Source organism: Streptomyces sp. NPDC045967 (assembly GCF_056430495.1).
In genome coordinates, this window is sequence record NZ_JBWKLE010000006.1 from 271,250 (window position 1) to 288,193 (window position 16,944).

General features: G+C 73.2%; 17 protein-coding genes. 10 read left to right on the plus strand and 7 right to left on the minus strand.

Annotated elements, in window-relative coordinates; genetic code table 11:
• Positions 1-471: 471 nt before the first annotated feature.
• Genes AC07FY_RS15910 through AC07FY_RS15930 form a run of 5 tightly spaced genes read left to right on the plus strand, consistent with a single transcriptional unit; the run spans position 472 to position 4,723 of the window.
• A complete protein-coding gene (locus AC07FY_RS15910) occupies positions 472-2,004 on the plus strand; it encodes a sensor histidine kinase (protein ID WP_479006104.1) in 1,533 nt (510 codons plus the stop codon).
• Between the two features lie 17 nt (positions 2,005-2,021).
• Positions 2,022-2,408 (plus strand): roadblock/LC7 domain-containing protein, encoded by a 387-nt coding sequence (locus AC07FY_RS15915; protein WP_479006364.1) that lies wholly within the window; start codon positions 2,022-2,024, stop codon positions 2,406-2,408.
• The gene (locus tag AC07FY_RS15920; protein WP_479006107.1) at positions 2,405-2,764 is read left to right on the plus strand and encodes a DUF742 domain-containing protein; all 360 of its coding nucleotides are present in this window, start codon (positions 2,405-2,407) and stop codon (positions 2,762-2,764) included. The genes AC07FY_RS15915 and AC07FY_RS15920 overlap by 4 nt, the downstream gene beginning before the upstream one ends.
• The gene (locus AC07FY_RS15925) at positions 2,745-3,368 is read left to right on the plus strand and encodes a GTP-binding protein (protein ID WP_479006110.1); all 624 of its coding nucleotides are present in this window, start codon (positions 2,745-2,747) and stop codon (positions 3,366-3,368) included. Before AC07FY_RS15920 ends, AC07FY_RS15925 begins: the two co-directional genes overlap by 20 nt.
• Positions 3,365-4,723, plus strand: a complete 1,359-nt coding sequence (locus AC07FY_RS15930; protein ID WP_479006113.1) for a cytochrome P450 — start codon at positions 3,365-3,367, stop codon at positions 4,721-4,723. The genes AC07FY_RS15925 and AC07FY_RS15930 overlap by 4 nt, the downstream gene beginning before the upstream one ends.
• Positions 4,724-4,734: 11 nt before the next feature.
• On the opposite strand, the gene AC07FY_RS15935 is transcribed toward AC07FY_RS15930, so the two are convergent.
• The 5 genes from AC07FY_RS15935 to AC07FY_RS15955 all read right to left on the minus strand — a co-directional run bounded on the left by AC07FY_RS15935 (position 4,735) and on the right by AC07FY_RS15955 (position 9,516).
• Positions 4,735-5,835, minus strand: coding sequence for a terpene synthase family protein (locus AC07FY_RS15935; protein WP_479006116.1), 1,101 nt, complete (start codon positions 5,833-5,835; stop codon positions 4,735-4,737).
• Positions 5,836-5,846: 11 nt separating this feature from the next.
• The gene (locus AC07FY_RS15940) at positions 5,847-6,758 is read right to left on the minus strand and encodes an SAM-dependent methyltransferase (protein ID WP_479006119.1); all 912 of its coding nucleotides are present in this window, start codon (positions 6,756-6,758) and stop codon (positions 5,847-5,849) included.
• 157 nt (positions 6,759-6,915) lie between these two features.
• A complete protein-coding gene (locus tag AC07FY_RS15945; RefSeq protein ID WP_479006122.1) occupies positions 6,916-7,347 on the minus strand; it encodes a universal stress protein in 432 nt (143 codons plus the stop codon).
• A gap of 9 nt (positions 7,348-7,356) precedes the next feature.
• A complete protein-coding gene (locus AC07FY_RS15950; protein ID WP_479006125.1) occupies positions 7,357-8,868 on the minus strand; it encodes an APC family permease in 1,512 nt (503 codons plus the stop codon).
• A 54-nt stretch (positions 8,869-8,922) separates the two neighbouring features.
• The gene (locus AC07FY_RS15955; protein WP_479006128.1) at positions 8,923-9,516 is read right to left on the minus strand and encodes a histidine phosphatase family protein; all 594 of its coding nucleotides are present in this window, start codon (positions 9,514-9,516) and stop codon (positions 8,923-8,925) included.
• Positions 9,517-9,729: 213 nt separating this feature from the next.
• Here AC07FY_RS15955 and AC07FY_RS15960 point away from each other — a divergent pair, with 213 nt between their 5' ends.
• The 4 genes from AC07FY_RS15960 to AC07FY_RS15975 all read left to right on the plus strand — a co-directional run bounded on the left by AC07FY_RS15960 (position 9,730) and on the right by AC07FY_RS15975 (position 13,591).
• The gene (locus tag AC07FY_RS15960; protein WP_479006131.1) at positions 9,730-10,209 is read left to right on the plus strand and encodes an Lrp/AsnC family transcriptional regulator; all 480 of its coding nucleotides are present in this window, start codon (positions 9,730-9,732) and stop codon (positions 10,207-10,209) included.
• Positions 10,210-10,254: 45 nt separating this feature from the next.
• Entirely contained in the window at positions 10,255-10,932 is a 678-nt protein-coding gene (locus AC07FY_RS15965) for an HAD family hydrolase (protein WP_479006133.1), read from the plus strand.
• 87 nt (positions 10,933-11,019) lie between these two features.
• Positions 11,020-12,417 (plus strand): cytochrome P450, encoded by a 1,398-nt coding sequence (locus tag AC07FY_RS15970; RefSeq protein WP_479006136.1) that lies wholly within the window; start codon positions 11,020-11,022, stop codon positions 12,415-12,417.
• Positions 12,418-12,502: 85 nt separating this feature from the next.
• Positions 12,503-13,591: an FAD-dependent oxidoreductase gene (locus AC07FY_RS15975; protein ID WP_479006367.1), complete on the plus strand. Its 1,089-nt coding sequence runs from the start codon at positions 12,503-12,505 to the stop codon at positions 13,589-13,591.
• On the opposite strand, the gene mltG is transcribed toward AC07FY_RS15975, so the two are convergent.
• Both mltG and AC07FY_RS15985 read right to left on the minus strand, forming a co-directional pair.
• Entirely contained in the window at positions 13,558-14,430 is an 873-nt protein-coding gene (mltG, locus tag AC07FY_RS15980; protein WP_479006138.1) for an endolytic transglycosylase MltG, read from the minus strand. The two genes, AC07FY_RS15975 and mltG, sit on opposite strands and share 34 nt — an antisense overlap.
• A 63-nt stretch (positions 14,431-14,493) precedes the next feature.
• Positions 14,494-16,356, minus strand: a complete 1,863-nt coding sequence (locus tag AC07FY_RS15985; RefSeq protein WP_479006141.1) for an ABC transporter ATP-binding protein — start codon at positions 16,354-16,356, stop codon at positions 14,494-14,496.
• A 94-nt stretch (positions 16,357-16,450) separates the two neighbouring features.
• Here AC07FY_RS15985 and AC07FY_RS15990 point away from each other — a divergent pair, with 94 nt between their 5' ends.
• Positions 16,451-16,903, plus strand: a complete 453-nt coding sequence (locus tag AC07FY_RS15990; protein WP_479006144.1) for a MarR family winged helix-turn-helix transcriptional regulator — start codon at positions 16,451-16,453, stop codon at positions 16,901-16,903.
• Positions 16,904-16,944 lie beyond the last annotated feature (41 nt).

Genomic DNA, 16,944 nt, shown 5'->3' on the forward strand with positions numbered 1-16,944 from the left:
GACACAGATAAGCACCCGAAGGCCCACTGGCTCAAGCCGACCCCGCCGGACTGGGCCATTGGCCCAGCCCTGGGGCGGCCGATTCGGCATACGAGAGGGCCATCGGACCGGCGCGGGCCAGCGTGAGCACGTCAGGTCGGTCCTCGCGCGGCCCTACGGCTGCGTTCAGCCACGGCGGTCCGGCGGACGACCGATGGAAACCAGCCGAATACCGCGAGCGGCCCGCCGCTGCCGCCGGGCCCCGCGCGGGGCGCGCGGGCGGGCGTCGTACCGGGTCCGGCGGTCCGAACGGCGAGGTCTGCGGGCCGGAGCCCGCACACGGGTGCGGATCCATTTCCGGACAGGACTCGCGAACCCAACTGCCGGACCCCGCGCGCATGATGACCTGTTGTCAAGTGCCATGCGCTGAACGGATAAGATCCCGGGCTGTTGTCCCAATGATCTTTCGCACTCGATCGTTTGAGGGTTCTGATGGTTCGAGAGGGATCGTCGCCCGGCAGTCCAGGGCCCGCCTCACCCGTCGTATGGGCGCTGCCCCCCCTGCTCACCGCGGCCCTTGCCGTGGTCACCGTGGTCATGGTCTCCGCCCCGGCCCGGACCCCGGTCGCCTGGGTCGGCGCCGCGGCCTTCGTCGCCGTCGCGCTCGCGTGCGGTGAGGCGGCCCGGCGCGGCAAGGCGGTGGCGGCGCTCCGCGCCACCGTGGCGGTGCAGGAGGCGGCCCTGTCCCGGCAGCAGACCGAGACCGTACGGCTGGCCGAGGCGCTGCTGCCCGACGTGGTGACGCGCCTGCGCAAGGGGGAGTTCCCGGAGGACGTCCTCGCCTCGCTGGAGGACGCCAGTACCTACCAGCCGGGCCTGACCCCCGCGTTCCGCGCCGCCCACCACGCGGTGCTGCGCTCGGTGCTCGACGCCGTGGTCGCGGAGGAGGACCTGCGCGACTCGGCGCAGCGCGCCTTCGTGAACATCGCGCGGCGCGTCCAGGCCATCGTGCACCAGCAGGCGCAGGAGCTTCGGGAGATGGAGGACCGGCACGGTCAGGACCCGGCCGTCTTCGGCGATCTGCTCCGGCTCGACCACGGCACCGCGCTGATCGGCCGGCTCGCCGACTCCATCGCGGTGCTCGGCGGCGCGCGGCCCGGCCGCCAGTGGAACAGGGCCGTGCCGCTGTACAGCGTGCTGCGCGGTGCCATGTCCAGGATCATCGACTACCAGCGCGTCGAGCTGCACTCGGTCTCGCAGGTCGCCGTCGTGGGGCCGGCCGTCGAGCCGCTCATCCACGCGCTGGCGGAGCTGCTGGACAACGCCACCCGCTACTCCCCGCCGCAGACCAAGGTGCACCTGACGGCCGTCGACGTGAACTCGGGCATCGCGATCGAGATCGAGGACGGCGGCCTCAGCATGAGCGAGGAGGCCCGCAAGCGGGCCGAGCGCATGCTGCGCCAGGCACAGGAGGGCATCGACCTCGCCGACCTGGGCGAGACCCCGCGCCTGGGCCTCGCCGTGGTCGGGCGGCTCTCCCAGAGCTACGACTTCCGCGTGTCGCTGCGCTCCTCCGCGTACGGCGGCGTACGGGCCGTCCTCGTCGTCCCGCAGGGGCTGATCACCACCGTCTCCACCGCCACCGGCGTCGCCCACGGCATCGGCACCTCCTCGGGGCCCCGTGCGGCCCTCGCACCGGCGGATCCGCCCGCGCAGCCGCCCCGGCAGGCCACGGGCCCGCGGTTCCCGGCAGAGAGGGACGAGGAGGTCCCGCTGGTGACCGAACGGACCGCCAACGGACTGCCGCAGCGCCGCCGCAAGGAGCGCGCCAACGCCCCCGAGGAACCCGCCGCCGAGCCGGCCTCCGCCGAGGCCCCGGAGCGGACCGAAGCACAGCCCGGGATGTGGCTGGCCGCCTTCCAGAGCGGTCTGTCCGGGGACAGCCGGACCCCCGGGAGCCCCACCGCGGAAAGCCGGACCACAGACGCCTCGCCGGCCTCGGCGAGCAAGGGAGAACAGCCGTGAGTCAGCTGCAGACCAATATGGACTGGATGCTCAAGGACCTGGCCGAGAGCGTTCCGCAGACCCGGCAGGTCATCGTGCTCTCCGCCGACGGCCTGCGGATGGCCCAGTACGGTGCCGAGACCGACACGGCCGACCGCCTCGCCGCCGCCTGCGCCGGACTGCAGAGCCTGGCCGGCGCGGTCGCCTCCGAACTCCCGCAGAGCAACGGCCGGATGAGGCTGGTCGTGATCGAGATGGACGGCGGCTTCTTCTACCTGATGGCGGCGGGTGCCGGAGCCTACCTCGCGGTGCTGGCCGGGGAGGGCGTGGACGCCGGCCTGATGGGCCAGCGCATGCGCGACCTCGTGGCGAGGATCGGAGAGCATCTCAGCAGCCCGCCGCGCAGTGACAGGCAGACCGCGTGAGGGAGCCCGGCACCACCTGGGAGGACGGGAGCCCGGAGCGGCTCTACGTCATCACGGGCGGCCGCAGCCGGCCGTTAGTTCCCAGCGGCCTCGACCTGGTCACGCTCATCGTCGCCAAGTCGGGGCCCAGGCCCGGCATGCAGCCCGAGCACACGGCGATCATCCGGCTGTGCCAGGCGCCCCTCTCCGTGGCGGAGATCTCCGCCTACCTGGGCCTGCCGGTGAGCGTGGTCACCGTCCTGATCGACGATCTGCTCACTTCGGGCCAGGTGCTCTCCCGCGCACCCGTGGCCCGCGCCCACCTCCCCGACCTGGCATTGATAGAGGCAGTGATCGATGGACTTCGAAAGCTCTGAGGCGTCGCCCGCCGGGCCGCGGCGCGAGGACGTACTGCCGGCCACGGCCGCCGCGGCGGTCAAGGTGGTGATCGTGGGCGGCTTCGGGGTCGGCAAGACGACCCTGGTCGGCGCGGTGAGCGAGATCAGGCCCCTGACCACCGAGGAGACGATGACCCAGGCCGGGGTCGGCGTCGACGACACGGCGGGGGTGGAGCGCAAGACCTCCACCACCGTGGCCATGGACTTCGGCCGCATCAGCATCAACGAGGAACTGGTGCTGTACCTCTTCGGCACCCCCGGCCAGCAGCGTTTCTGGTTCCTGTGGCGCGGCCTGTTCGAGGGCGCGCTGGGCGCGGTCGTCCTGGTCGACACCCGCCGCCTCGAGGTCAGCTTCGACGTGATCGGCCGGCTGGAGGAGCGCGGGGTGCCCTTCGTGGTCGCCGTCAACTCCTTCCCCGACGCGCCCCACTACCCGGTCGAGGAGCTGCGCAGCGCCCTCGACCTGCCGACGGCCGTCCCGCTGGTCCTCTGCGACGCACGGCGGCGCGACTCCAGCCGCGACGTCCTGATGACGCTGATGCGCTACCTGCACTCCCTCGCCGCGACCCCGGAGGCATCGTGAGCACCTACCCCTCCCCCGCCGCTCCCACCCCGCCACCGGGGTGCCCGGCGCACCGCCTCTACGGCCCGGAGGCCGAGGCGGACCCCATGGCCCTGTACGAGAAGCTGCGCGCCGAGTACGGCCCGGTGGCCCCCGTGCTGGTCCAGGGCGACCTGCCGGCCTGGCTGGTGCTCGGCCACCGCGAGAACCTGGACGCGACGCGCACTCCGTCGCGGTTCTCACGGGACCCGCGCCACTGGCGGGACCAGCGGGAGGGCCGGGTGCCGGCCGACCACCCGCTCACGCCGATGACCGCGTGGCAGCCCGTGTGCCACCTGGTCGACGGCGCGGAGCACGAACGGCTGCGCGGGGCCGTCACCGAGTCGCTGGAACGCTTCGACCGGCGCGGCGTACGGAGGTACGTCAAGCGCTTCGCCGACCACCTGATCGACCAGTTCGCGCAGACCGGGCGGGGCGACCTCGTGGCGGACTTCGCCGAGCCCCTGCCGATGCTGGTGATGACCCAGCTGGTCGGGGCCCCGGACTCCTACGGACCGCGGCTCGTCGAGGCCGCCCGCGACATGCTCCAGGGCACCGAGACGGCCGTCGCCAGCAATGCCTACGTGACGCAGACGCTGCGCGAACTCGTGATGCGCAAGCGGGCGGTGCCCGGCCGTGACTTCACCACCTGGATGGCGGAGCACCCGACGGCGCTGAGCGACGACGAGATCGTCGAGCACCTGCGCCTGGTGATGATCGCGGCGTTCGAGTCGACCGCCAACCTGATCGCGAACACCCTGCGCCTGGTGCTCACCGACCGCCGGTTCCGCGCGAACCTCTCCGGCGGCCACATGACCCTGCCGGACGCCTTGGAGCAGGTGCTCTGGGACGAGCCCCCGTTCACCACGATCCTGGGGCGCTGGGCCATCGGCGACACCGAGCTCGGCGGGACGCAGATCAAGGCCGGCGACATGCTGCTGCTGGGACTCGCGCCGGGGAACGTCGATCCGGAGATCCGGCCCGACCTGACGGTGCCCGTCCACGGCAACCGCTCCCACCTGTCGTTCAGCAGCGGGCCCCACGAGTGCCCGGGCCAGGACATCGGCCGGGCCATCGCGGACACCGGTATCGACTCCCTGCTGGCCCGGCTGCCCGACCTGGAGCTGGCCGTTCCCGAGGACGAGCTGCGCTGGACGGCGTCCCTCATGTCGCGCCACCTGGTCGCCCTTCCGGTGCGGTTCAGCCCGCGGGGGACCTCGGTCACCGGGACGACCCGAGCGCCGGCCCCGGCGCCCGCGCCGGCCGCCCCCCTTCCCGGGGAGCGGCCGGCGCGGCGGGTGCGCTGGTGGTCCCGGCTGCTGGGCCGCCGCCGCTGACCGGTCCGGTGTCAGGCGTCGAGCTGCCGCCACCACCAGGCGAGAGCCGGGACAGGCGGCGGCTCGATGCTCCCGTCGCTCGGCGTGTCCCGGAAGGCGAGGTCAAACCGGGCGCCGTCCACCGGGAGTTCGTTGCGGTTGCGCGGGCTGGCGTAGCGCGGCGCCAGGGAGTGGTACTCCAGGTCGCCCGCGATCCAGTGCTCCAGTGAGTCGAGGTACCGGCGCAGCTGCCCGCCCGCGCCCCGGCCGATCTGCTCGCGCAGCCGGACGAACAGGGTCACCGTCCGGTCCCGCAGGGCGTAGGCGGCGGGCAGCGCCTCGGCGGGCGTGCAGCCGTTCCGCGCGGCCAGGACGTTGACCAGGTTGTGCTCCCAGGGCTCCTGGTGGTCGTCCTTGTTGTACGAGAACAGGTCGTTGTCGCAGCCGACGATGAACCCGGCGGCGTCGGTGAGGGCCTGGACGGGCGCCGAGTACAGCTCGTCGCCCGGGACGGCGATGCCGTTCGCCACGTCGCACCACGTGAGGGTGAACCGGGTTCCGTTGCTCGAGATCCGGGCCGCCACGAAGTCGTTCAGGATCGGCATGACGCCCCGCTCGGCGGCGGCGCTCTGCCAGCCGGCCCCGGTCACCCAGTCCCGGATGCCCTCGGTGAAGCGCTTCAGCTGGACGGGACCGAGCATGTCGCGGGTGCGGGCCACCAGGTCTTCCAGGGCTGCGGTGTGCGGTCCGGGCGGCAGCAGGCCGGAGCCGGGCGCCTCGACGGTGCGGACCAGCCGGGCGCCGTGGTCCACGACGGACGCCGTGCCGGAGGCGCCCGTGCGGGAGTCCTGCCAGTCGTCGGTGGCGAAGGCCCAGTAGTTCCACTGGGTGAAGAGCAGCATCGGCTCGACCTCGCCGTACGGGATGATCCGGCTGGTGAACTCGGCACTGCGGGTGGCCAGCCCCCACGCGCGCTCGGTGGCGTCCGGGTAGAAGCCGTAGGTGTCGATCCAGTCGACGGCCCGCTTCTCGATCTCCGCCGCCGCGGGATGGATCAGGCCCTTGTCGAACGGGCAGTAGAAGGGCGGCAGCCGCCAGCCGATGCGGGAGGGGTGGGAGTCCTTGGCGTACACGGGTGGCACGGTCAGTCGCCCCCGCCCAGCCGGAAGAGCAGCAGCCGGGTCTCCAGCGCGTGGTCGCGCCAGATGCGGAACAGCTTGCCGTGCGTGATGGTCGAGTCCCGCAGCCGCTCGCGGGACCAGGCGGACGGCGCCCCGGTCTGCTCGACGCGGTCCAGCTCGGCGGTGTTCCAGGCCATGGACTGGACCCAGAACTCGGCGACCCGGTCGGTGATGTCCTCGTCCTGCTCCAGCTCGAAGCCGGCGGCCGCGCCGGCGGCGATGTATTCGCTGAGGGTGCCCAGGCGCGTCTTGTAGTAGCCGTCGATGAACTCGGTCCACTCGGGGCGGCGGATGAAGTGCTCCTGCAACCCGAACCAGCCCCCCGGCTTCAGGGACCTCGCGACCACTTCGAAGAGCCGTTCGCGGTCCAGGTAGCCCGAGCTCTCGCAGGCGTACGCGGCGTCGTACCGGTGCGGCGCGGTGAATCCGTGCACGTCCGCGAGGAGCGGTGTCACCCGGTCGCCCACCCCGGCCTGCCGCGCCAACTGCCCGACCAAGGAGACGTGTTCGGCGGCCACGGTGATTCCGGTGACGGCGGCTCCGTGTTCCTGCGCCCAGTAGAGCGAGCCGCCGCCGAGCCCGCAGCCTATGTCGAGGAGGGTGGCGGGCGGAGTGGCGTACGCGCCCCACGTGCGGGCGGCGTGGTCGACGACCGCCTCCTGGGACGCGATGATGCGGGATTTGAGTATGCGCTGGGAGACCGTGGTGTTCGGGGTCTCGCCGGGAGCGAAGAGGCCCACGTGGAAGTGGACCCGGGGTCCCGGACCGTACTTGTGGAGAATGTCAGCCGTCTTGCGGCTGTAGTAGAGCGGTACTTGGCTCTCATCGAAGCCCTGGCCACCAGCGTGGGGCTGGATGACGAGGTTGCTGTCCATCGGTTCTCCGGTCTTGCGCTCACGTGGGGGTGTTGATCGGCCGCCCCACTCTGCCCAACTGCGGTCGACGCGCAACGCTTTGATCACACAGGCAATGAGCATAGTCACACATGAAATAGCGCGATTTCCGGCCAAGTTGGGCGTTGGTGGCGCACTTTCACCCCACGTCCCCGCCGTCCTCCGTCGGTACGCACAGCACCGGGATCGGAGACAGGTGCAGGAGCTTGTGGGGGGTGGATCCCAGCAGGGCGCCGCGGATGGGACTGTCGCCCCAGGTGCCGACGATGATCACGCGCGCGGCGTGCCGCCGGGCCGCGTCGAGCAGGGCCTGCGCGGGCCGGTCGTCGACGATTTCGACCGTCGAGGGCACCCCCGCCTCGTCGGCGGCCTCCACGGCGTGCGCCAGGGCGCTGCGGCCCGCCTGGCGCACGGCCTCGCGGTGCGCCCGGTATTCCTCACCGGTGGCGCCGGGGGCGGCCGCCCCGTACACCAGGACCAGGGGCTCGCCGAAGGCGGTGGCCACCTCCAGCGCCACCCGCAGCGCCCGCTCCGCGCCGGGCGACTCGTCGTATCCGAGGACCACGGACATCGGGCCTCCTCAGCTCTTGCGGCCGTGGACGAGGTCCGGGTCGGCCACCCCGGGGCGCTCCTGCCAGAACCTGCCGTCCCGCAGCCGCCAGAAGCCCATCACCAGGACGCCGACGACGGCGATCACGATGCCGATGACCAGGGGCGGGCCGAGCCCGAACCACGAGACCCCGCCGGCCGAGTTCTCCGGGTCGGCCATGTCGCCGACCGACTCCACCAGCAGCCAGCCGAGGAGGACCGCGCCGAGCACCGGGCCGAGGCCGATGAGCAGGAAGTTGTGCGCGTTCTCCAGCAGGTGGCGCCGGTAGTAGACGGCGCAGGCCAGGCCGGTCAGCGCGTAGTAGAAGGCGATGAGCAGGGAGAGCGCGGTCAATGAGTCCAGCAGGGCGTTCTCGCTGATCTGGTTGACGACGAGGTACCAGCCGATCGCGATGCCGGCCACCCACCAGGTGCTCACGTCGGGGGTCCGGAAGCGCGGGTGGATGTGGGCGAGGCCGGGCGGCAGGGCGTGGCGGCGGGCCATCGACAGGGCGGTGCGGGAGGCGGGGATGATCGTGGTCTGCGTGGAGGCGAGGGCGGAGGTGCACACGGCGAGGAGGACCACCCAGTCCCAGCCGCCCATGACCTCGTGGGCCAGTACGGCGAAGACGGCCTCCTCCTCGGCGGCGTTCTCGGCGAGGAAGGCGGTGCCCGCGTAGCCCACAACGGCGAACCCCACGGACAGGTAGGTCACCAGCAGGACCACCGTCGACCAGATGCCGGCCTTGCCCGGCGCGGTGGCGGAGTCCTGCACCTCCTCGGTGAGGTTGACCGCGGACTCCCACCCCCAGTAGATGAACACGCCGAGCAGCAGCCCGCCGGTCAGTGCGGCGCCGCCGGCGCCGAAGGGGTTGAGCCAGGACAGGGACGGCTCGATCGCGTCGAGGGTGCCGGTGCCGGCGTAGACCCGGTAGAGGGCGACGACCGCGAAGGTGAGCAGGAAGAAGACCTGGGCGAGGATGAGGACGTTCTGCAGGTGCGCCGACAACTCGGTGCCGATGACGCAGATGGCGGTCATGACCAGGATCACGGCGACCGTGAGGGTCTGCCTGATCACGTCGTGGGCCGCCCAGTCGTCGAGTCCGGCGGCGAGCAGACCGAAGGTGACCGCCACGTCCGCCAGCGAGCCGATGACGAGCACGCCGGTCATGGCGATGGCCCAGCCGCCGAGCCAGCCGGCCCAGGGACCCATGGCCCGGGTGACCCAGGAGAAGGTGGTGCCGCAGTCCTGGTCGACCTTGTTGAGGTAGTAGAAGGCGGCGGCGATCAGCAGCATGGGGACGAAGGAGGCCAGCATCACGCCCGGCGCGTAGATCCCTACCAGCGCCACGATCGGCCCGAGCACCGCGGCCAGCGAGTAGGCGGGCGAGGTGGAGTTCAGGCCGATGACCAGCGCGTCGAGGAAACCGATCGCGTCGGCCTTCAGCCCCGGTTCCGACCCCTCGGCCCGCGGGCCCGCACGGCCCGTGCTGTCTTCGGCCATGTACGCATCCTCACCCGCCCGCGGGCGCCGCGCGAGGCGGGAGCGGCGGGCGGGTCAGGGGCGGGTGTTCCAGCCGGCGATCACGGGAAGGCCGTGCTCCGTGGAGAGGACGCTGACGGTGCCGGTGCGCAGCAGGAACAGCCGCCCCGCCTCGGGTGGCAGGCACAGGTAGCGGGCGGTGAGGACGCGCAGGAAGTGGCCGTGGGCGACGACGACCACGTTGCCGGCGCCGGCCCGGAGCACGGGAGCGATCCTGGCCAGCGCCCGGTCGGCGCGGGCGCCCACCTGGGCGGCGCTCTCGCCGGGGTGGTCCGCGTCGCCGGGCGGCACCCCGTGGGTCCACAGCGACCAGTCGGGGGTGGTGCGCCGGATCTCCGCGGTGGTGACGCCCTCGTAGCCGCCGTAGTCCCACTCGTAGAGGTCGGGGTCGGCGACCCCGCCGTCGAGCCCCGCGAGCCGGGCCGTGGCGACGGCCCGCCGCAGGGGGCTGGTCAGGACCAGCGCGGGGTGGCGGTCCCGGAAGCAGGGGGCCAGCGAGAGGGCCTCCTCCACTCCGCGCGCGGTCAGCGGGATGTCGGTGCGGCCGGTGTGCCGCCCGTCGGCGCTCCACGCCGTCTCACCGTGCCTCACCAGCAGCAGGTCGCTCATCCTCCGGACCCTAGGGCCTGGCCGGCGTGTCGGCGGCACGCCGGCCGGGCCGGGCGTGTCACTGCCGGGGCCGCCCGTGAAGGCGGGTGCCGCGGTGCGTCCGCCCCTGACGGGGCTCATGCCCGAGCTGACGTGGGTCACCGGGCCGCCCTGGTGCACCGGTCCCCCCGCGGTCCCCCGCCGGCCGAACCGGGCCGTTGGTACAGTCGCGGCATGGCGGTGGACGAGCTGGACACGAGGATCCTGCGCCTGCTGATCGAGCGGCCGCGCACCAGCCTCCGCGAGTACGCGCGCATCCTCGGTATCGCCCGCGGCACGCTCCAGGCCCGGCTGGACCGGCTCGAGCGCACCGGGGTGATCACCGGCACGGGGCCCTCCCTGTCCCCGGCCGCGCTCGGCCACCCCGTCCTGGCCTTCGTGCACATCGAGGTGACCCAGGGGCACCTGGACGACGTGGGCGAGGCGCTGGCCGAGGTGCCCGAGATCATCGAGGCCTTCTCGATCACCGGCGGCGGTGACCTGCTCACGCGCGTGGCGGCTCGGGACAACGCCCACCTGGAAGACGTGATCCAGGGGCTGATCCGGCTGCCGGGGGTGGTCCGCACGCGCACCGAGGTCGCCCTGCGCGAGCGGGTGGCGCACCGCTTGCTGCCGTTGGTGGAATCGGTGGGAAGGACCGCCCGCAAGACCTGAGCACATGCCACGGACAGGACACGACCGGCAGGACGGGCACAACGGATGATTTCCGTCATATTCGATCTCGACGGCACGCTCGTGGACAGCGAGCCGAACTACTACGCCTCGGGGCGCCGCACCCTGGAGCGCCACGGCGTCCGCGGGTTCACGTGGGAGCAGCACGCCCGGTTCATCGGCATCGGCACCCTGGAGACGCTGGAGATCCTCCGCGAGCGGTACGCGATCCGGGCGCCGGTGGAGCAGCTGCTCGCCGAACAGAACGCCGCCTACCTGGAACTGGCCCGTACGAAGACGGAAGTCTTTCCGCAGATGCGGACGTTCGTGCAGCGGCTGCGCGCCGAGGGCGTGCCGATGGCCGTGGCCTCCGGATCCTCGCGCGAGGCGATCGACGCCGTACTGTCCGGCACCGGTCTGGACGCCCTGCTGACGACGGTGGTCTCCGCCGAGGAGGTCGCGCACGGCAAGCCGGCTCCCGACGTCTTCCTGGAGGCGGCCCGCCGGCTGGGCGCCGAACCGTCCGACTGCGTGGTCGTCGAGGACGCTGCGCCGGGCGTCCTGGCCGCCCGCGCGGCCGGCATGGCCTGTGTGGCGGTCCCGTACGCCGCGCAGACCGCCGGTGACGAGGCGTTCGCGCACGCCGGACTGCTCTTCCCGGGCGGGCAGCAGGAGTTCACCGCGGACGCCGCCTACGACTGGCTGGCCGCGCTCCCGGCGGCCTGATCCCAACCTGATCCCCGCGAGCACCCGGGGGCGGTCCCTCGGCAGGAGGGGGCGGCCCTCTGGTGCCCGGGCACGGCGGCTGCCACGATGCACTCCGTGACCGCCACCACGCTGCCCCGGGGCGCCGGGAGCGGGCCGCGCCCGTGGCCCCTGCTCGGCAACCTGCCCGCCTTCGCCCGCGACCCGCTGGCCTTCTTCGAGTCACTGCGCGACGAGCACGGGGACTGGGTGCCGTGGGCGCTCGGACCCAAGCGCAACGTGCTGCTCTCGCGCCCCGAGCACGCCGGCGAGCTCCTCGGGGCCGTCGAGGACACCTTCACCCCGATGGAACTGGGCTGGGCGTTCCACCAGTTGCTGGGGGACGGGGTCGTCGTCGCCACGGGTGAGGACTGGCGGCGCAAACGCGCCCTGGTCCAGCCCGCCGTGCGGCCGCGCCAAGTGCGCGCCTACGCCGCCACGATGGTGGAGTGCGCGGACGCGCTGGCCCGGACCTGGCGCGAGGGCGAGCGGATCGACGTGCAGCGGGAGATGGCCGGGCTCACCCAGCGGATAGCGGTGCGCACGCTGTTCGGGGGCGACGCAGCCGGCCGGGAGGCGCCCATCAGCGCGGCCATGGCCACGGCGCAGCGGGAGCTGGGGGCCGAGTTCCGGGGGGTGACGCTGTTCCTGCCGCCGTGGGTGCGGACGCCGGGGCGGCGCCGGCTGCGCGAGGCGGTGGCCGTCCTGGACCGGGAGATCGCGCACGTCATACGGGAGCACGAGGCGGCCTCGGCTGCCGGAGCCGAGCGGGACGACCTGCTGAGCCGGCTGCTGGCGGCCCGCGACGAACACGGCGCGCCGTTGTCCCGCAAGGAGCTGCGCGACGAGTCGATCACCCTCTACATCGGCGGCCACGAGACCACCTCGACCACGTTGACCTGGGCGTGGCAGCTGCTGGCGGGGGCGCCCGGGGCGCGGGCCCGGCTGACGGAGGAGCTGGACCGGGTGCTCGGCGGGCGGCTGCCGACGTATGACGACTACGCTCGCCTCCCCTGGACCCGGCAGGTGGTCAAGGAGTCGCTGCGGCTCTATCCGCCGATCTGGCTGATCTCGGCGATGGCCGGGGAGGGGGCGAGCATCGGCGGGCGCCCGGTGCCCGCGGCGACGGGCGTGTGGATCAGCCCGTGGTCGATGCACCGGGACGCGCGCTGGTTTCCCGACCCGGAGTCCTTCCGGCCGGAGCGGTGGGACGCGGACGCACCGCACCCGGTGCCCGAGCACGCCTGGATCCCCTTCGGCGGGGGCCCGCGAGCCTGCCTGGGCGCGCGGTTCGCCCTGGTCGAGGCCGCGCTGGTGCTGGCGGTGCTGGGGCAGCGGTTCCACTTGGACAGCGGGGGCGATCGAGCGGGGACTTTCCCGGGGCTGACCCTCCAGCCGGCCGGGCCGGTACGGGCGACGCTGCGAGCGGCAGCGGGCGGGGAAGATCCGGCCGCACACCGTAGTTAGTAGAACCGTGAACGATCTGACGTGGGACGCCGAGCCGGCCCGGGACGCGCGCCCCACCCCGCCCTCCCCCGATCCGGCCGCCGACGTGGACGTGGTGGTGGTCGGGGCCGGGCAGGCCGGCCTGTCGGCCGCCTACCACCTCACCCGGGCGGGGATCGACCACGTGGCCTTGGACCACGCGCCGCGTCCGGGCGGTGCCTGGCAGTTCCGCTGGCCTTCGCTCACCTACGGCCGGGTCCACGGAATGCACTCCCTGCCGGGCATGGAGCTGACCGGCGCCGACCCCGGGCGGCCCTCCTCCGCGGTGATCGGGGAGTACTTCGCGGCGTACGAGGAGCGCTTCGGCCTGCGCGTACGGCGTCCCGTGGACGTCTCGGCGGTCCGCGAGGGCCCCGGCGGGCGGCTGCTGGTGGCATCCTCGGCCGGCGCCTGGTCCGCCCGGGCCCTGATCAACGCGACCGGCACCTGGGACCGGCCGTTCTGGCCGCGCTACCCGGGCCAGGAGACCTTCCGCGGCCGGCAGCTCCACACCGCGGACTACCCGGGGCCCGGGGAGTTCGCGGGGGCGCGCGTGATCGTCGTGGGCGGCGGCACCTCGGCGGTGCAGCACCTGCTGGAGGTGGCGGAGGTGGCCGCCTCGACCACGTGGGTGACCCGGCGGCCCCCGGTGTTCCGCGACGGGAGCTTCGGCGAGGCCGAGGGCCGGGCCGCGGTCGCCCTGGTGGACGAGCGCGTCCGCCGGGGACTTCCCCCGCGGAGCGTGGTCAGCGTGACGGGGCTGCCGCTGAACGAGGCCGTACGGGCCGGGATCGCCTCGGGCGTGCTGGTCCGCCGGCCGATGTTCGACCGGATCACGCACACGGGCGCGGCCTGGGCCGACGGCGGCCGGGTCGAGGCGGACGTCATCCTGTGGGCGACCGGGTTCCGTCCGGCTGTCGACCACCTGGCGCCGCTGCGCCTGCGCGAACCGGGCGGCGGCATCCGGCTCGAAGGGACCAGGGCGGTGCGCGACGAGCGGATCCACCTCGTCGGCTACGGCCCGTCGGCGTCGACCATCGGCGCCAACCGCGCGGGCGGCGCGGCGGTCCGGGAGATCCGCCGCCTGCTGGCCCGCGAACGGGCCGGAGGGCCGGTCGGCCGTCAGCGAGCCGCAGAGCCGGTCGGGGCTCCCTGACCCGGTCGGGAACCGGCCTGCTCGCGGAGCCGGTTGAACTCCGCGACGTGCTTGCGGTGCTCCTCGTACGTCGTCGAGAAGCGGGTGTCCCCCGGTTTCACGGTGACGAAGTACAGCCAGCTGCCGGGCGTCGGGGTGACCGCGGCCCTCATGGCCTCCAGTCCCGGGTTGCCGATCGGCGTGGGCGGCAGCCCCTGGCGTTCGTAGCTGTTGAAGGGACTGTCGATCCGCGTGTCGCTCAGCGTGGTGTCCAGGGTGCTGCGGTTCAGCGCGTAGTTGATGGTGGAGTCCATCTGCAGCGGCATCGACCTCGCCAGCCGGTTGTGCACCACCCGTGCGACCTTGCCCATGTCGGCGCGGCTGTCGGCCTCCGCCTCGATCACGCTGGCCAGGGTGGCCGTCTGGTACGGGGTCATCCCGTGGGCCCTGCCGCCCTCCGCGACGGCCGGGGTGGCGAGCTTCTCGTTGGCCGTCCGCACCATGGAGGCGAGCAGTGCGCCCGGGGTGGTCTGCGCGGTCACCGGATAGGTGGCCGGGAAGAGGAAGCCCTCCGGGTTGCCCTTCGCCTCGGCCGGCAGGGCCGGTTCCCCGGTGGCCAGGGCCGCCTTGGCCGAACCGTGCGGGAGCTTCAGCTCGCGGTCGATCGCGGCGTACACCTGGGAGGCGCGCCAGCCCTCGGGGATCGTCAACCGCCGTGGCTGCTCGGGCGCTTCGCCGCCCCGCAGCAGCGGGACCAGGAGGGCCGCCCCGATCGCGAGCAGCGTGGCGAGCAGGAGTGCCACCCGGCCCCGGCGAGTGAGCCGGGAACGGCGCCGTGGCGGCCGGTGCTCATGACTCATGCGGGAACGCTAACCCGCACGTCCGTCCCGGCCCGGCATCCGACCCCTGCGCCGGTCATACGATCACACGTTCACCGGAGCCAGCTCGGCGTCCGGTGCCGGCTCCCCCGGCAGCGCGGCGTCCCGGTCCCGGCGGACCAGCGCGGCGTAGCGGCCGTCCGCCTTCAGCAGTTCCTCGTGGGTGCCGCGCTCGGCTATCCGCCCTCCGTCCAGGACCACGATCTGGTCGGCGTCGCGGACGGTGGAGAGCCGGTGCGCGATGGTGATCGTGGTGCGGCCCCGGGAGAGGTTGTCGATGGCCCGCTGGACGGCGTGCTCGGTGCGGGTGTCGAGGGCGCTGGTGGCCTCGTCCAGGATCAGCACCGGCGGGTCGCGCAGGATGGTCCGGGCGATGGCGAGGCGCTGCTTCTCGCCGCCGGAGAAGCGGTAGCCGCGTTCGCCCACCAGGGTGTCGTACCCGTCGGGCAGGGACTCGATGTGCGCGTGGATCTGGGCGGCCCGGGCCGCCTCGGTGATCTCCTCGTACGTCGCGTCCGGCTTGGCGAAGCGCAGGTTGTCCGCGACCGAGGCGTGGAACAGGTAGGTCTCCTGGGAGACCACGCCGATGGACCGGGCCAGCGAGTCGAAGTCCAGGTCGCGCACGTCCACCCCGTCGAGGGTGACCCGGCCGCCGGTGACGTCGTACAGCCTGGGCACGAGGTAGCTGAGCGTGCTCTTGCCGGAGCCGGTCGGGCCCACCACGGCGAGCGAGCCGCCGGCGGGGACGGTGATGTCGATGCCGGTGAGGGTCGGGCCGCTCTCGGTGTCGTAGGCGAAGTGCACGTCCTCCAGGCGCACCTCCCCCTCGGCCCGCTCCAGGCGGACCGGATCGGTGCGCTCCGTGATGTCCACCGGGAGGTCGAGGTATTCGAAGATGCGGGCGAACAGGGCGAGCGAGGTCTGCATCTGCACGCCGGTCGACAGCAGGCTGACGGCGGGCCGGAACAGGCCCTGCTGGAGGGTCACGAAGGCGACGAGGGTGCCGACGGAGAGCGAGGGGGCGCCCGTCTGGAGGGCCAGGCCGGCGGCCCAGTAGATGAGCGCGGGCATGGCCGCCATGACGATGCCGATCGTGGACATCCGCCAGCGCCCGGCCATGCTGGAGCGCACCTCGAGGCCGACGAGCTTCTCCGACTCCGCGGAGAACGCGGCGGTCAGGGACGCGCTGCGGCCCATGGTGCGGCCGAGCAGGATCCCGCTCACCGACAGGGACTCGGTGACGGTCGCGGCCATGGCCGCCATCTGCTTCTGCCGCTGCGTGGTGATCCGCTTGCGCTCCCGGCCGACCCGGCGGCTGATCCACACGAACAGCGGGAGCAGGAGCAGCGAGACCAGGGTGAGCCGCCAGTCGAGCGCGAGCATGGCGACGACCGAGGCGATGACCGCCGTCAGGTTGGAGACCAGGGAGGTCGCGGTGGAGGTGACGGTGGCCTGCATGCCGCCGATGTCGTTGGCTATGCGCGACTGCACCTCGCCGGTGCGGGTCCGCGTGAAGAAGGCCAGCGGCATGCGCTGGAGCTGCCCGTACACGGCGGTGCGCAGGTCGTGCATGACGCGCTGGCCGACCGTGGTCGAGATCAGGGTCTGGAGCACGCCGAAGACGCTGGTGACCACGGCGGTGAGGATCATGCCGAGGGCGAGCAGGCTGAGCAGCCCAGTGCGGCCCTGGGGGATCGCGACGTCGAGGATCTCCTTCAGCAGGAACGGCGAGGCGACGCCGACCAGCGAGGAGGCGCCGACCAGCAGGCCGACCACCGCGAGGCGGCCGCGGTAGGGGCGGAAGAGCCCCACGATCCGGCGGAGCTGGCGGGGCTGGTCCGCGGGGGCGGGGCCGTGCGGGTCGAGGGATTCCGTCGACGGGGTCCATTTCGGTTCGTCGTGCGGCATGGGCACCCTCTCGGGGTCGGAGGTGGAGGACGGCGGAGCACAGGCCATTGTTACCTATGCTCACAATGAACGGCATCCTGTTATTGTTCCCGGCATGAGCTCCGCCGCCGACACCGACCGCCTCCTCGCGGAACAGCTGCTGCGCCTGACGCGCAGGCTCCACCGGATCCAGAAGCGCTACCTGGAACCGCTCGGGATCACTCCCGCCCAGAGTCGGCTGCTGCGCCTGGTCTCGCACCACGAGGGCGACCCGGCACCCCGAATGGCGGATCTCGCCGCCCGGCTGGAGGTCGTCCCGCGCGCCGTCACCACCCTGGTGGACGGGCTGGAGGCGGCCGGGTGCGTGCGCCGCGCGCCCGACCCCGCCAACCGCCGGGTCGTCAGGATCGAGCTCACCGACACCGGCCGCGCCACGCTGCGCCGCCTGCGCAACGCGCGGACCGACGCGGCAGAGGAGATCCTGGCCCCGTTGACCGCCGATCAGCGCGAGGTGCTCGGCGGCCTGCTCAACGCCCTGTCGGACGCCCCGGCGGAGCGCCGCTGCTGACACGGGGCCGCCCGTGGGCCGCCACGAGGCGAGGGGTTCGC